The organism is Brevundimonas sp. (genome assembly GCF_027484365.1).
In the GTDB taxonomy this organism is placed as follows: Bacteria; Pseudomonadota; Alphaproteobacteria; order Caulobacterales; family Caulobacteraceae; genus Brevundimonas.
Genome location: NZ_JAIXTC010000023.1, coordinates 24,526 through 39,187 on the forward strand (window position 1 = coordinate 24,526; position 14,662 = coordinate 39,187).

Genomic DNA, 14,662 nt, shown 5'->3' on the forward strand with positions numbered 1-14,662 from the left:
AGGGTCGGTCTGTGAGTTGGATAAAGCGTCTCGCGCGAGCGACCCGGCCCCTGCGGCGGGCTCTGGGCCACGCGCCGGACGCGCCGCCCCCGGCACCGCCGCAACGGTATTTCTACCTCGGCCCCGAGCTGGCCCTGACGCGGCTGAGCTCAGGCATCCTGCTGTATGTCGATCCGCTGGACGAGCACGTCAGCGCCAATGTCATCGCCTACGGCCAATGGGAGAAGGGGTTGCACGAGGCCGTCCTCTCGCTGCTTGCGCCGGGCGCGCGGGTCGTCGAGGTGGGGGCCAATATCGGCTACTACTCGATCAGCATGGCCCTGCAGGTCGGGGCCGAGGGGCATGTGACGGCCTTCGAGGCCAATCCCCGGATGGTGGGGCTGATCGAGCGGTCTGCGAGGCTGAACGGGGTGACCGATCGTGTCAGCCTGATCGGCAAGGCGGCGATGGATAGTCCGGGCGAGATCAGTTTCGTCACCTCGCGGCGCAACTCGGGCGGAGGCTACGTCAGTATCTGGTCGCATCTGCCCTATGACGACGGCGTGGCGATCACGGTCGAGGCCGTGCGGCTGGACGATATGGATTGCGGGCGGGTCGACATGATCCGCATCGACGCAGAGGGCACCGAGCCCTTCATCCTGCGGGGTGCGGCCGGCATCCTGTCCGCCCATCCCGACATCGTCGTCTGCATGGAATGGAGCGTCGTCCAGATGGCGTCACGGACCTCTGTGCCGGAGTTCGTCGACTGGATGGCCGGGATGGGCTTCCGCTTCTGGCACATCGGCTGGGACGGCGCGTTTACGGCCGTGTCGGCGGAGGCGATGCTGAGCCTCGAAGACTGCAACGTCGTCGCGTCGCGCCAGCCGCCCCGGCGCTGGAGCTGAGTGTTCAGACCCTGGGCCAGCCGCCGGCGCGGCTGAGGGCGCTCGGGGCAGGGCGGCCGATCTTCCCGCCGATCCAGCGGGCGGTCTCGATCAGGGCGTCGAGGTCGTAGCCGGTCGCATAGCCGGCGCGCTCCAGCATATAGACCAGGTCCTCGGTCGCCACGTTCCCCGTGGCGCCGGGCGCGAACGGGCAGCCGCCTATGCCGCCGACCGAGGCGTCCAGCACGTCGACGCCCGCCTCGACCGCGGCATGGGCATTGGCGACGCCGGTGTTGCGGGTGTCGTGGAAATGCAGGCGCAGGGTCGCGTCGGGGGCGGCGGCGCGGGCCGCCTCGACCTTTTTCGTGACGCTCCAGGGATCGCCGACGCCGATGGTGTCGGCCAGACCGATCTCGGCGACGCCGAGGGCCGCCAGTTCGCCGACCAGATCGCGGACCTGTCCGACCGGGACCTCGCCGTCGAAGGGACAGCCCCAGACGCAGCTGAGGGTGGCCGACAGGGCGGGGACCGGCGTGCCGGCGCCGTCGGAGTTGTGACGCCGGGCGAGGATGTCGCTCAGCATGGTGACCTGGTCGCGAACCGCGAGGCCCTGGTTCTTCAGCCCGAATCCGTCGGTGACGGACAGGGAGACGTTGACCTCGTCGACGCCGGATCCGAGCGCGCGGTCATAGCCCTTGCCGTTGAGGACGAGGCCGATGCGGCTGCGTCCCGGCGTGGGAGGCAGAGCCGCCATGACGTCCTCGGCGCCGGCCATCTGGGGCACCAGCTTCGGATGGACGAAGCTGACCGCCTCGATGCGGCGGGCGCCGGCGGCCTCGAGCCGCAGGACGAGTTCGGCCCGGGTCGCCGGGTCGAGGACGGTCTTCTCGTTCTGCAGGCCGTCGCGGGGGCCGACCTCCACGATCTGGATCGGGCGGGGGCTCAACGGCCGGCTTCCGCGGCTTCGGGCCTCGGGGCGTCCGGCGGGGCGTAGACGGTCAGGCGGACGTCGTCGCCGCTGGAATAGTTGTGGCCGGTGACCACCCCGACGGCGCGGCCGGGGACGCCGGTCCGGGCCGTGGCCTCGCGGAAGGCCTCGTCGTCGCCGGCCTCGACGATGGCGGGACGGCCTTCGGCGAGGGCCCGGGCGGCGCCGTCGGCGTCTGTCAGTTCAGTGTCGCGACCGTTGACGAAGACGAAGCTGGGCTCATGGAAGGTTGTGATGGCGACCGGGCCGGGGGTCAGGCCCTGGCGCGGCGACAGGCCGTTGAGTTCGAGCATCGCCTCCAACCGGGGGGCGATCGACAGGGGCCGCAGCTGCCGGAGGGTTCCGGCGAGGGCCGCATGGGCGACGATGCCGAAGCCGAGCGCAATGAGGACGCCGGTCACCGCCGCGCGGTTGAGCAGAAGGAAGCCTCCGATCAGGGCGGCCATGGCGGCGCAGACGACCGTGATCGTGGCCCAGGTCTGGGCTGTCGAGGTCCCGAAGGCGGTCAGGCCGTAGACGGTGATGCCGCTGATCACCACGGCTCCGAAGACCGCGAGTCCTGTGCCGGCCCAGCGCGAGATCCTCCCGATCGGCCGGGTCAGGGCGGCGGCCATCAGCAGGGCGATCGCGCCGAAGGTGGGCAGGGTGTAGTGCGCCAGCTTGGTGGGGGCGATCTCGAAGATCAGCCAGCAGGGGATCAACCAGCAGACGAGGAAGCGGATCGCCGGCTCGGCGCGACGGCTCCAGCCCGCCGACAGGGCGGCGGGCAGGATCAGGGTCGCGGGGAACAGCAGGATCGGCGCGATGACGGCGTACATGCCGATGAAGCCGCCATGGCTTTCGTCCGCGCCGGTGACCTTGTTGCCGAGGTCGTTGCCGATGGCCTCGCGCCAGAAGCCGCCGTCGGTGGCGATGGTGACGGCGATGGCCCAGGGACCCACGATCAGGACCAGCAGGGGCAGGCCCCAGCCCCAGCCGAGGCGCTTCAGCCAGGCCCATTGACGGTCCCACAGGCTCAGCATCAGGACGGCCGGGACGACGACCAGCAGGCCGATCGGGCCCTTGATCAGCACGGACAGACCCAGACCGGACCAGAACATCAACTTCCAGAGCCGCTGGCTCGGGTCGCCCTTGACGAGGGGGGCGACGCGGGACGCCATATAGAGCCGGGCGAGACCCGCCATGGCGAGGGTCACGGCTCCGCACAGCATGGCGTCGGTCTTGGCGATCCCGGCCTCCGAGGATAGAAGGAAGGTCGCGCCCAGCAGGGCGCCGGCGAGGAAGCCCGCCCTGGCCCCGAACAGGGCCGATCCGGCCCATGCGGCGGCCCAGGCGGCCAGCATGGCGCCGAGCAGGGACGGAATGCGGTAGGGGGCGATTTCGCGGGTCTCGACCTGCGACGTCAGCCCGACGGCTACGGCCTGCATCCAGTAGATGCCGATCGGCTTCTTCCAGCGCGGGTCATCCTGGAAACGGATGTCGACATAGTCGCCGCTCTCCAGCATCTGGGACGTCGCCTGGGCGTAGCGGCTTTCGTCCCGGTCGAGCGGCGGCAGGAGCAGCAGGCCGGGCAGGCCGGCGATCAGGGCGACGAGCGCCGCCAGAAGGGGGCCGCGCCAGCCGGCGACATATCGATCCAGGTTCGGGCGCGTCATGAGCGTGTTCCTAACACGGCGATTGGGCGGGCGTCAGCGGCTCGACATCGCCGACCGTGGCGCCGGGCGGGGTTTTCCGTCTAGAGAGCCAGAATGCAGAGCGCCGAACACCCTTTGATCTCCATCGTCGTGCCGGTTCACAATGAGTCCGGGGCCGCCGGGCCGCTGGCGCGCGAGATCGCCGCAGCCTTCGGCGGTCGGGCCCATGAGATCATCTTCGTCGATGACGCCAGCCGCGATACGACCCTGGCCGAGCTGAAGGCCCTGATGGCCGAACTGCCGACGCTGAGAGTGCTGGCCCACACGACCAATGCAGGACAGAGCCGGGCCGTGCGTACGGGCGTTCTGGCTGCGCGCGCGCCGATCGTGGTGACCTTGGACGGCGACGGCCAGAACCCGCCGGAGGACGCGCCGAAACTGGCCGACGCCCTGATCGCCGCGCCGCCGCAGGTCGCCCTGGTCGGGGGCGTGCGTCAGAAGCGACAGGATTCCGAGGCCAAGCTCTGGGCCTCGCGCTGGGCCAACCGGATCCGCAAGCGGCTGCTGGGCGACGATGCCGACGACACGGGATGCGGCCTGAAGGCCTTCCGCCGGGATGTCTTCCTGCGGCTTCCCTATTTCGATCACGTGCATCGCTACCTGCCGGCCCTGGTCATCCGCGAGGGCTATGAGAACCGGTACCTGCCGATCGGACATCGCCACCGCGAGACGGGCCAGTCGAAATATACGAACTGGGGGCGGCTGAAGGCCTCGGTCTCCGACCTTCTGGGCGTCATGTGGCTGAAGACGCGGTCGCGTCGGCCGGGGGCCATCAGCGAGTTCTAGATCGCCTGTTTGGCGAACCGACGTAGCCGTATGGAGCGAACGGGAGTATCCGTCGTTAACAAGCTGCGCCGTTCCAAAGCGAGAGACAGACCATGCTGATCGCCCTGCCCCTGCTCGTCATTCCCGTGATCCTGTACAATATCGTCGTTCTGTCCGGACTGGGCGGCGGCGGTCTGGCCGCGGCGGACGACGCCCTGCGGCAGGCGATGTTCTCGATCCCGATGGCGTCGGGCGCGAGCTGGAACGTGGGGGTCGGCGACCTGATCCTGTTCCTGTCGCTGATCCTGCTGTTCTTCGAACTGCTGAAGTCGACGTCGAGCCAGAAGGTGGCGATCGTCAATCACGCCCTGTCGATGATCCTGTTCGTCATCTGCCTGGTCGAGTTCCTGCTGGTGCGCGGATTCGCGACCTCGACCTTCTTCCTGATCGTGACGATGGTCATGCTGGACGTGCTGGCCGGCTTCATCGTCACCATCATCTCGGCCCGCAAGGACCTGGATTTCGGCGCCGGAGCTTGATCCCCGGGGCCTAACCCTGGCGGAAAACCGCTGACACTTTTCCGGGTCAGGCCCTAGATCAGCGCGGCGAAGATCAGGGAAACGACGATCACGTCGAAGGTCTTGGCGGCGAAGGCGAGGGTCATGGCGGCGTCCGAAGGCGAGAGTTCGCCCCGGTCGCTGCAAGCCTCGGGCCAGATCAGAGTTCGGTCTTCTTGATCAGTCCGGCGGGCGGGCGGCGGTCCTTTTCGCCCGAATATTCGGTCCCGAGATAGGTGGCGCGGGCCGCATCCATCACCGGAGGGCCGCCCTTGAGGCCTCTGCGCTGGCCGGTCTGGCCCATCATCTGGGCGGCGAAGGCGGCGGCCGGATCGGCCGCAGCGGTGGACACGGCAGGGCTTGCCGGGTCCGGGATTTCATCGACGACCTTGCCGACCGGAACGAGATCGCGGCTGGAAGAGCCGGCGCGGCGTTCGGCCTCGCGCCGCTGGGCTGCGCGCCTGTCGCGGCCCTCGACCGGTCCGACAGGGCGGACGCCCTCGGTCACGGCTTGCCGGACCCCGCGATACGGTCGATCTGGGCCCGCATCTCGTCCATCTGGCGGCGCATCTCGTCGATGGCCGGGTCCGTTGCCGGTGGAGCGGCGGGCGCGGCCTGCGGCGTCGTGTCGCCGTCCATGCGGCCGTAGGCGAAGGCCGGGAACATCTTCATGGCGTTCTGGAACATGGCCATGTTCTGTTTGGCGGCCGCTTCGAGCAGGCCGCCGCCCATCAGGCCGGTTGCAGGGGTCGCGCCGAGGACCTTGGTCATCTGGTCGCGGAACTGTTCCTGCTGGCGGGAGAAGTTCTCGAGCGACATCTCCAGGTAGGAGGGCAGGACGCCTTCCATCTGGCCGCCGTAGAAGCCGATCAGCTGGCGCAGGAACTGCACCGGCAGCAGGGCCTGGCCCCGGCTTTCTTCCTCGAAGATGATCTGGGTCAGGATCTGACGCGTCAGTTCCTCATTGGTCTTGGCGTCGAAGACGACGAAATCGACCCCCTCGCGGACCATCTTGGCCAGGTCCTCGAGCGTGACATAGGTCGAGGTCGAGGTGTTGTAGAGCCTGCGGTTGGCGTATTTCTTGATGACGACGGACTCGCCGTCCTTGGTCTTTCCGCCCGGGGTATTGCTGTCGGCCACTGCAGTGTCCTTGTTCGCATCTTTTCTGGGTCGCGAGATCGAACCGGAACAGTCTGCGACGTTTCCTGATCTCACTCCGCCCGGCCGTTATCCCGCACTGCGAAGCCACACGCCAGTGGGGATGTAACGGTTTAATGTCACGTCAGGTTGGGGGCCAGCACCACACCGACCAGAACCGCCGCCCAGTGCACGCCGGCGCCCGCGACCACGAAGCCGTGCCAGATGGCGCGGCGGTACTTCAGCCGGGGCGAGATGAAGAAGAAGACGCCCGCCGTGTAGATCAGTCCGCCGAGCACCAGCAGGCCGAGGGCGACGGGGTGGACGGTGTCGATCATCGGCTTCAGCGCGATCACGGCCAGCCAGCCGAACAGGACATAGACCCCGCTCCAGAAGGCGTCGGAGATGCGCGGCGCGACCAGTTTTGCGGCCACGCCGGCGAAGGCGAACGTCCAGACCACGAGGGTGAAGCCGATGGCCCACCCGCCTTCGAAGCGCTGGGTGGTGAAAGGGGTGTAGGAGCCCGCGATCATCAGGAAGATGGCCGCCTCGTCCAGCCGACGCAGGACCGGGCGCGCGGCGCAGGGACGGGTCAGGTTGTAGATGGTCGAACAGGTCAGCATGGCGATCAGGCACAGGGCGTAGATCGCCGTCGCGAACACCGCGCCGAAACCGGCGTAGAAGGCCGACAGAATGGCCAGGGCGATCCCGCCGACGGCCGCCAGGGTCAGGCCCACGACGTGGACGACCAGATCGGCGATGTGTTCGGACGGCGACTGGTAATGCTCCTCCAGATCGATCTGATCGGGAGTGCAAATCCGTCGGACGTGGCGCTTCAGCGTGTTCAGCATGGTCCCACCCAACTCGGCAATTCTGCCTGTCGTTCCCTCGATAGTGGGCCGGGGAGATGACTTTCAGCTGAACGGATCGAGCGGAGGTGACGAAAGCCCGCGGATGCGGCAGAAACGCCACGCAAAGTTTCCAGCGGCCTAACGGAGCCCCCTTCCGGAAAGGCCCGATAAAGGATCGTCCCATGACCGACGTCGTCATCGTCTCCGCCGCCCGCACCCCGGTCGGGTCCTTCCTGGGCGCCCTGTCCAGCCTGCCCGCGTCGAAGCTGGGCGAGATCGCCATCAAGGCGGCGCTGGAACGGGCGGGCGTCTCGCCGGCGGATGTGGACGAGGTGATCCTGGGCCATGTGCTGCAGGCGGCGGCGGGACAGGGTCCGGCGCGTCAGGCCTCGATGGGGGCGGGCATCCCGAAAGAGACCCCGGCCTGGAGCCTGAACCAGATCTGCGGCTCGGGTCTGCGCGCCGTCGCGCTCGGCTACCAGCAGATCGCCCTCGGGGACGCGAAGATCATCGTCGCCGGCGGTCAGGAGAGCATGAGCCAGGCACCGCACGCCCAGCACCTGCGCACCGGCCACAAGATGGGCGACCTCGCCTTCACCGACACGATGATCAAGGACGGTCTTTGGGACGCGTTCAACGGCTATCACATGGGCCAGACGGCCGAGAACATCGCCGCGAAGTTCGACATCAGCCGCGCCGCCCAGGACGAATTCGCCCTGGCGAGCCAGCACAAGGCGGAAGCCGCCCAGAACGCCGGCAGGTTCGACGAGGAGATCGTCCCGGTCGTGATCCCGGGCCGCAAGGGCGACGTCACCGTCGACAAGGACGAGTACATCCGTCACGGCGCGACCCTGGACTCGATGGAAAAGCTGAAGCCCGCCTTCAACAAGGAGGGCACGGTCACCGCCGCCAACGCCTCGGGCCTGAACGACGGCGCCGCGGCCCTGGTCCTGATGTCGGCCGATGAGGCGAAGGCGCGCGGGCTGGAGCCGCTGGCGACCATACGGTCGTGGGCCTCGGCGGGCGTCGATCCGGCGATCATGGGCACGGGGCCGATCCCGGCGTCGAGGAAGGCGCTGGAAAAGGCGGGCTGGACCGTCGCCGATCTGGACCGGGTCGAATCCAACGAGGCCTTCGCCGCCCAGAGCCTGTGCGTACTCAAGGAACTGGGCCTCGACGCGTCGAAGGTGAACGTCAACGGCGGCGCCATCGCCATCGGCCACCCGATCGGCGCCTCGGGCGCCCGCATCCTGACCACCCTGCTGTACGAGCTGAAACGGTCGGGCGGCAAGAAGGGTCTGGCGACCCTGTGCATCGGCGGCGGCATGGGCGTGGCCCTGTGCGTGGAGCGGGTCTGAGCGGACTCGAAAACACCGTCCGAAGCGTCCGAAGCGTCCGAAGCGTGCGGGAGCGCGACTTCGGAATAGACTCGACAGAGTCGACAGGGTCGCGCTGCGGTTTGGGGAGGTCCCGGACATCGGGACAGTGTGCGCCCGTTTTCAGGGGTGATGCATAAACGGCGTCTCGTCAGGACCGGGCTCTGATTTCAAACGTGGATTCGGGGGATCCGTTGATGGGTATGGCCTGTTTTCCTTCTCTCCCTTGCGGGAGAAGGTGGCAGCCGAAGGCTGACGGATGAGGGGTCACGCGGGCGGCGAGAGGAGCTCCGTGGCGTCTGCTTGACCCCTCACCCGATCGCGCCAGAACGACGGCTGCGCCGCCGTGCGCGATCTCCCTCTCCCGCAAGGGGAGAGGGAGCGCGGTTTCGCTGGGCGGCCTGACAGTCTATTCACCCGCCGATGACGACTTCCATCCTCTATGGCCGCCCCCCTCTGGTGTTCGATCCGCCGGGCGCGGCGACCCAGACCTCTCCGCAGATCGTCGGTTCGACCGCGCTGGAGAGCCTCGCCGATGGCTCGGTCGAGACGGCCATGGTCTATGCGCCGCCGGGCGTGCTGGAGCGGCGCTACACGCTGGCGCAGACGCTGAGGGCGCTCAAGGTCGGCGGGCGGCTGGACGTCATGGCGGCCAAGGACAGGGGCGGCTCGCGGCTGAAGAAGGAGCTGGAGGCGTTCGGGCTGGAGGTCGGTGAAACGGCCAAGGCGCATCATCGGCGCTGCGTGGTGATCAAGACCGGCAAGGAGACGGGCCTGGACGCGGCGATCGCGGCGGGGGCGATGCAAATGGTCGAGGGGCTGGAGGCCTGGTCGCAGCCGGGCGTCTTCGCCTGGGACCGGATCGACGCGGGATCGGCGCAGCTGGCGGCGTCGATGCCGGCGCTGAAGGGCGCAGGCGCCGATCTGGGTTGCGGCTACGGGGCGCTGGCGACGGTGGTCCTGGGGTCGCCGGCGGTGACCTCGCTGCGGCTGATCGATCTGGACCGGCGGGCGGTCGAGGCGGCGCAGAAGAATGTCGGGGACTCGCGGGCATCGTTCGAATGGGCCGATGTGCGGACGCTGGAGGCGACCGGCGATCTGGAATTCATCGTCTCCAACCCGCCCTTCCATGACGGCGGGGCCGAGGACCGGCGGCTGGGCCAGGCCTTTATCCGCAAGGCGGCGGAGATGCTGAAGAAGGGCGGGACCCTGTGGCTCGTGGCCAACCGGCACCTGCCCTATGAGTCCGAGCTGAAAGAGGCGTTCAAGCGGGTGACGCCGATCTCGGACGGCGGCGGGTACAAGCTGTTCGAAGCGGTCAAATGAACCGCGCTCAAGTAGCCCGAAGGGCGATAGCGCAATGAAAAAAGTCCCGACCGCGCGCGTGGACAAGCTTCTCGGCTCGATGGGCTACGGCTCGCGCAGCGAGATCGCGCGGCTGGGCAAGGTCGGGGGGATCGTGCTGGACGGCGTCGACCTGACCGATGTGTCGAAGCGGATCGCGGTGACGCCGGACCTGCCCGGACGCATGCAGATCGACGGGCGGCCGCTGGATCCGCCGGCGGGGCTGGTGCTGATCCTGAACAAGCCCCTGGGCATGACCTGTTCGCACAAGGAGGACGGGGCACTGGTGTATGACGTCCTGCCCGAACGGTGGCGGCGGCGGGACCCGGCGATCTCGACCATCGGGCGACTGGACAAGGAAACCTCGGGCCTGCTGCTGCTGACCGACGACGGCGACCTGTTGCACCGGGTGATTTCGCCCAAACGGCATGTGGCCAAGGTCTATCGCGCGACCCTGGCCCGGCCGATGGTCGGGACGGAGGCGGGAGTTTTCGAAGCCGGAGGGCTGGTGCTGGAGGGCGAGGACAAGCCGTTGGCCCCCGCGTCTCTGGAGGTGATCTCGCCGACCGAGGCGCGGCTGTCGGTCACCGAGGGGCGCTATCACATGGTGCGCCGGATGTTCGCCGCCGTGGGCAACCACGTCGAGGCCCTGCACCGCGAGCGGATGGGGCAGCTGGCCCTGCCGGAGGATCTGGCGCCGGGGGACTGGCGAGCGGCGACGCAGGATGAGATCGACAGCCTGTTCCGGTAATCCCACTCTCCCTGCGAGAGGAGCCGTGTTGGGCCGCATGCTGCTTTGGTTCAATGCGGACTTCGAGTATCCTTGGGCGATGGATGAAATCGCAATCGAGGAAGCGCAGCAACGGTTCGAGGAACTGATCGAGCGCGTCGAGAACGGCGAAACCTTCGTCATTCGTCGAGGCGAGGACCTTTGCCGCCTCGTGCCGCATGACGCGCCCGTCGAGGCGGACCTGTCTCTTTGACCCGCGTAAAGATTTGCGGCCTGACGACGCCGGACACCCTCGACGTCGCGCTCGACCACGGGGCGGCCTTCGTGGGGGCGGTGATGTTCGCGCGCAGTCCCCGCAACATCACGCCGGAGGATGCGCGGCCCCTGTTCGAGCGGGCGCGGGGCCGGGCCGGGATCGTGGCGGTGACCGTGGATGCGGACGACGACCTGCTGAGCCGGATCGGGGCGCATCTGAGACCCGACTTCCTGCAACTTCATGGGCGCGAGACGGTGGCGCGGGCGCATCAGGTGCGGACCCTGACCGGGGCGGGGATCATCAAGGTGCTGTCGGTGCGGACGGCGGAGGACCTCGAGGCGGCGGCGAACTGGGAGGATCACGTCGAGCATCTGATGTTCGATGCCAAGCCGCCGGAGGGATCGGCCCTGCCCGGCGGGGTGGGGGCGTCGTTCGACTGGTCGATGCTCAGCGGGCGGACGTTCCGCAAGGACTGGTTCCTCGCGGGCGGGCTGACGCCGGACAATGCGGCCGAGGCTGCGGCGATCAGCGGCGCACCCCTGCTCGACGTGTCCTCTGGCGTCGAAAGCGCCCCGGGTGTTAAGGACGCGGCCCGGATTGCGGCCTTCCTGAAGGCCGTTGTCTGAACCCTCCGCCCGGCCGTATTTCGGGCGCACGCCTGCGTGAAAGCTGACCCGTGAACGCCATCATCCCCAACGAATACGCCATGCCCGACGCGGAGGGCCGTTTCGGCCCCTACGGCGGACGCTTCGTGGCCGAGACCCTGATGCCGCTCGTTCTGGAGCTGAACGAGGCCTATGAGGCCTGCAAGGCCGATCCGACCTATCAGGCCGAGCTGGACGACTTCCTGACCCACTATGTGGGCCGGCCCAGCCCGCTGTATCTCGCCGAACGCCTGACCGCCCACCACGGCGGGGCCGACATCTGGTTCAAGCGCGACGAGCTGAACCACACGGGCGCGCACAAGATCAACAACTGCATGGGCCAGATCCTGCTGGCCATGCGGATGGGCAAGAGGCGGATCATCGCCGAGACCGGCGCCGGCCAGCACGGGGTGGCGACGGCGACCGTCTGCGCCCGCTTCGGCCTGCAGTGCGTCGTCTATATGGGCGCGACCGACGTCGAGCGTCAGTCGCCGAACGTCTTCCGCATGAAGCTGCTGGGCGCCGAGGTGGTGCCGGTGACATCGGGTCGGGGCACGCTGAAGGACGCGATGAACGAGGCGATGCGCGACTGGGTCACCAATGTCGCGGACACCTACTATCTGATCGGCACGGCGGCCGGACCGCACCCCTATCCGGCCATGGTGCGCGACTTCCAGTCGGTGATCGGCAAGGAGACCCGCGCCCAGATGCTGGCCCGCCGGGGCAAGCTGCCCGACGCCGTGGTCGCGGCCATCGGCGGCGGATCCAACGCCATCGGCCTGTTCCACCCCTTCATCGAGGATGCGGGCGTGCGGATGATCGGCATCGAGGCGGCCGGGCGAGGGCTGGACGGTCCCGACCATGCGGCCTCGATCCAGGGCGGACGGCCCGGGGTGCTGCACGGCAACCGGACCTATCTGCTGCAGGATGACGACGGCCAGATTCTGGAAGGCCATTCGATCTCGGCGGGTCTCGACTATCCGGGCATCGGGCCGGAGCACGCCTGGCTCAACGACATCGGCCGGGCCGAGTACCGGACCGCGACCGACGTCGAGGCCCTGGAGGCGTTCCAGCTGTGCTCGAAGCTGGAGGGCATCATCCCGGCCCTGGAGCCCAGCCATGCCCTGGCCCGGATCGGCGAGATCGCCAATGAGGTCGGCAAGGGCGGCGACGTGGTGCTGAACATGTGCGGGCGGGGCGACAAGGATATCTTCGCGGTGGCGAAGCACCTGGGCGTGGAGTTGTGACGATGAAGACGTTGTTGACGGCGGCCGTGCTGGCCCCCGTTCTGGGGATGACGCCGGTCGCGGCGATGGCCCAGGCTGCGGGCGGGGCGACGGGCATCGGTCAACCGATCGAGGCGCCGCTGCTGGTCGGGGCGGTGGCCGATTCGACCTGCGGCAACCTGTACGACCTGGCCGGCAAGGCCTTCTGCGTCACGGCCCCCCTGGCCTCCATCGGCGGGATCGCCGAGGCCTATATCGCCCATTTCGAGGGTGAAGGCTGGATTGCGGCAGCCGGCGACGACAATCGCGTGGTCTTCATCAAGCGCCGCGAAGCCGGCGGCTGTGACGGCATGCAGATCCAGGCCTTCTACGATCCCGACCGCCCGGCGGGACCGCAAGTACCGGGCTATATCGCCATGGCGACCATTCCCGGCGACGTCTGCGCCGGTGCTGCGGCCGCCCCTGCGGCCCCTGTGACGCCGCCCGTCCAATGACCACATCCCGCATCGACGCCCGCTTCGCCGCGCTGAAGGCCGAGGGCCGGGCCGGGTTCGTGGCCTATGTCATGGCCGGCGACCCCACGCGCGATCAGGCGCTGGAGATCCTGCGCGGCCTGCCCGCCGCCGGGGCCGACATCATCGAACTGGGCTTCCCGTTCAGCGACCCGATGGCCGAGGGGCCCCCGATCCAGCGCGCGGCTCTGCGCGGCCTGAAGGCGGGTCTGACGCTGAAGGGCACGCTCGATCTGGCCGCGGCCTTCCGTGAGGGCGACGCGGACACCCCGCTGATCCTGATGGGCTATCTGAATCCGATCGAGAGCTATGGCTACGAGGCCTTCGCGCGCGATGCGGCGGCGGCCGGCGTGGACGGCTGCATCGTCGTCGACTGCCCGCCCGAAGAGGCCGATCTGCTGACGGATGCGCTCGATGCGGCGTCCGTTTCGCTGATCCGTCTGGCCACCCCGACCTCGGACGACGCCCGGCTGGAGCTGATTGCGCGGCGGACCTCGGGCTTCGTCTACTATGTCTCGGTCGCAGGCGTGACGGGGGTGAAGGAGGCGCAGTCCGCCTCGGTCGCCCCGGCTGTCGAACGGGTGCGCAAGGCTTCCGGCCTGCCGGTCGCGGTCGGCTTCGGGGTCAAGACGCCGGAACGGGCGGCCGAGATCGCCCGGGTCGCCGATGCCGTTGTGGCCGGCTCCGTCCTGGTCGACGAGGTCGCGGCGGCGCTGGACGCGAATGAACCGGCCGCGGACCGCGTCCTGGCCAAGGTGAAGGCGCTCGCAGATGCCGTACGCGGTGCGCGCGTGAAGGAAAGCGTCTAGAGACACCGGAATGGCCGACAAGACTCCTCCCAAACCCGCCCAGGAAAAACGTGGCGGCTGGCTCAGCCGGTTCGCCCCGGGCGTCCGCAAGATCGTCAGCCGGCGCGAGACGCCGGACAATCTGTGGGTCAAGGACCCGGACTCGGGCGAGATGCTCTACCGCTCCGACCTGGAGGCCGCCCTGTGGGTGACGCCGTCCGGCCGGCACATGCGCATCAATGCGACCCAGCGTCTGGGCTACACCTTCGACGACGGCCACTATGAACCGATCGCCTCGCCCGAGGTGGCCGAGGACCCGCTGAAATTCTCCGACGGCAAACCCTATCGCGAGCGTCTGATCGCCGCGCGCAAGGCGACCGGGACCAAGGACGCCATGTCGATCGGTTTCGGCGACATCGGCGGCACGCCCGCCGTGGCCGTGGTCCAGGACTTCGCCTTCATGGGCGGCTCCCTCGGCATGGCCGCGGGTGAAGGCTTCATCGCCGCCGCCCGGGCCGCGATCGAACGCAACGTCCCGCTCGTCTGCTTCACCGCCGCCGGCGGCGCCCGGATGCAGGAGGGCGCGCTGAGCCTGATGCAGATGGCCCGGACCACCCTTGCGGTGCAGGAGCTGAAGGACGCGCAGCTGCCCTACATCGTGGTCCTGACCGATCCGACGACCGGCGGGGTGACGGCCAGCTATGCGATGCTGGGCGACATCCACCTGGCCGAGCCGGGCGCCCTGATCGGTTTCGCCGGCCCGCGCGTGATCGAGACCACCATCCGCGAGAAACTGCCGCCCGGGTTCCAGCGGTCGGAGTATCTGCAGGAAAAGGGCATGGTCGACCGCGTCGTCGCCCGCGCCGACCTGCCGGAGACGCTCGGCAAGCTGCTGTCGATGCTGATGGGCGGACGGCGTCAGGCGGCCTAG

At 68.7% G+C, this 14,662-nt stretch carries 17 protein-coding genes; 12 read left to right on the forward strand and 5 right to left on the reverse strand.

Annotation, left to right across the window (positions count from 1 at the left end):
• Positions 1-11: 11 nt before the first annotated feature.
• On the forward strand, positions 12-884 hold the full coding sequence (locus Q0044_RS11835) for an FkbM family methyltransferase (RefSeq protein ID WP_298162451.1): 873 nt from the start codon (positions 12-14) through the stop codon (positions 882-884).
• 4 nt (positions 885-888) lie between these two features.
• On the opposite strand, the gene Q0044_RS11840 is transcribed toward Q0044_RS11835, so the two are convergent.
• Positions 889-1,809: a hydroxymethylglutaryl-CoA lyase gene (locus tag Q0044_RS11840; RefSeq protein ID WP_298162453.1), complete on the reverse strand. Its 921-nt coding sequence runs from the start codon at positions 1,807-1,809 to the stop codon at positions 889-891.
• The gene (locus Q0044_RS11845) at positions 1,806-3,506 is read right to left on the reverse strand and encodes an ArnT family glycosyltransferase (protein WP_298162454.1); all 1,701 of its coding nucleotides are present in this window, start codon (positions 3,504-3,506) and stop codon (positions 1,806-1,808) included. The genes Q0044_RS11840 and Q0044_RS11845 overlap by 4 nt, the downstream gene beginning before the upstream one ends.
• Before the next feature lie 93 nt (positions 3,507-3,599).
• Here Q0044_RS11845 and Q0044_RS11850 point away from each other — a divergent pair, with 93 nt between their 5' ends.
• Complete coding sequence (locus Q0044_RS11850; RefSeq protein WP_298162456.1) at positions 3,600-4,331, forward strand: glycosyltransferase family 2 protein; 732 nt, start codon at positions 3,600-3,602, stop codon at positions 4,329-4,331.
• Positions 4,332-4,423: 92 nt separating this feature from the next.
• Positions 4,424-4,849: a hypothetical protein gene (locus Q0044_RS11855; RefSeq protein ID WP_298162459.1), complete on the forward strand. Its 426-nt coding sequence runs from the start codon at positions 4,424-4,426 to the stop codon at positions 4,847-4,849.
• 178 nt (positions 4,850-5,027) lie between these two features.
• On the opposite strand, the gene Q0044_RS11860 is transcribed toward Q0044_RS11855, so the two are convergent.
• The 3 genes from Q0044_RS11860 to trhA all read right to left on the reverse strand — a co-directional run bounded on the left by Q0044_RS11860 (position 5,028) and on the right by trhA (position 6,855).
• The gene (locus Q0044_RS11860; protein ID WP_298162462.1) at positions 5,028-5,375 is read right to left on the reverse strand and encodes a hypothetical protein; all 348 of its coding nucleotides are present in this window, start codon (positions 5,373-5,375) and stop codon (positions 5,028-5,030) included.
• Positions 5,372-6,007: a polyhydroxyalkanoate synthesis repressor PhaR gene (gene phaR, locus Q0044_RS11865; protein WP_298162464.1), complete on the reverse strand. Its 636-nt coding sequence runs from the start codon at positions 6,005-6,007 to the stop codon at positions 5,372-5,374. The genes Q0044_RS11860 and phaR overlap by 4 nt, the downstream gene beginning before the upstream one ends.
• A gap of 137 nt (positions 6,008-6,144) precedes the next feature.
• Positions 6,145-6,855 (reverse strand): PAQR family membrane homeostasis protein TrhA, encoded by a 711-nt coding sequence (gene trhA / locus Q0044_RS11870; RefSeq protein ID WP_298162467.1) that lies wholly within the window; start codon positions 6,853-6,855, stop codon positions 6,145-6,147.
• A 182-nt stretch (positions 6,856-7,037) separates the two neighbouring features.
• On the opposite strand from trhA, the gene Q0044_RS11875 reads away from it, so the two are divergent.
• From Q0044_RS11875 to accD, 9 genes are all read left to right on the forward strand, one after another.
• Positions 7,038-8,213, forward strand: a complete 1,176-nt coding sequence (locus Q0044_RS11875; protein ID WP_298162469.1) for an acetyl-CoA C-acetyltransferase — start codon at positions 7,038-7,040, stop codon at positions 8,211-8,213.
• Positions 8,214-8,654: 441 nt separating this feature from the next.
• Complete coding sequence (locus tag Q0044_RS11880; RefSeq protein ID WP_298162471.1) at positions 8,655-9,557, forward strand: class I SAM-dependent methyltransferase; 903 nt, start codon at positions 8,655-8,657, stop codon at positions 9,555-9,557.
• A 34-nt stretch (positions 9,558-9,591) separates the two neighbouring features.
• Positions 9,592-10,326: a pseudouridine synthase gene (locus Q0044_RS11885; protein ID WP_298162473.1), complete on the forward strand. Its 735-nt coding sequence runs from the start codon at positions 9,592-9,594 to the stop codon at positions 10,324-10,326.
• Positions 10,327-10,354: 28 nt separating this feature from the next.
• A complete protein-coding gene (locus tag Q0044_RS11890; protein ID WP_298162475.1) occupies positions 10,355-10,558 on the forward strand; it encodes a type II toxin-antitoxin system Phd/YefM family antitoxin in 204 nt (67 codons plus the stop codon).
• Positions 10,555-11,187, forward strand: coding sequence for a phosphoribosylanthranilate isomerase (locus Q0044_RS11895; protein ID WP_298162477.1), 633 nt, complete (start codon positions 10,555-10,557; stop codon positions 11,185-11,187). The genes Q0044_RS11890 and Q0044_RS11895 overlap by 4 nt, the downstream gene beginning before the upstream one ends.
• Before the next feature lie 80 nt (positions 11,188-11,267).
• Positions 11,268-12,452 carry a tryptophan synthase subunit beta gene (gene trpB / locus Q0044_RS11900; RefSeq protein WP_524536176.1) on the forward strand — a complete coding sequence of 395 codons (1,185 nt, stop codon included), beginning with the start codon at positions 11,268-11,270 and terminating at the stop codon, positions 12,450-12,452.
• Between the two features lie 2 nt (positions 12,453-12,454).
• Positions 12,455-12,925, forward strand: a complete 471-nt coding sequence (locus Q0044_RS11905; protein ID WP_298162481.1) for a hypothetical protein — start codon at positions 12,455-12,457, stop codon at positions 12,923-12,925.
• Positions 12,922-13,752 carry a tryptophan synthase subunit alpha gene (gene trpA / locus Q0044_RS11910; protein ID WP_298162483.1) on the forward strand — a complete coding sequence of 277 codons (831 nt, stop codon included), beginning with the start codon at positions 12,922-12,924 and terminating at the stop codon, positions 13,750-13,752. Before Q0044_RS11905 ends, trpA begins: the two co-directional genes overlap by 4 nt.
• Before the next feature lie 10 nt (positions 13,753-13,762).
• Entirely contained in the window at positions 13,763-14,662 is a 900-nt protein-coding gene (gene accD / locus Q0044_RS11915; RefSeq protein WP_298162485.1) for an acetyl-CoA carboxylase, carboxyltransferase subunit beta, read from the forward strand.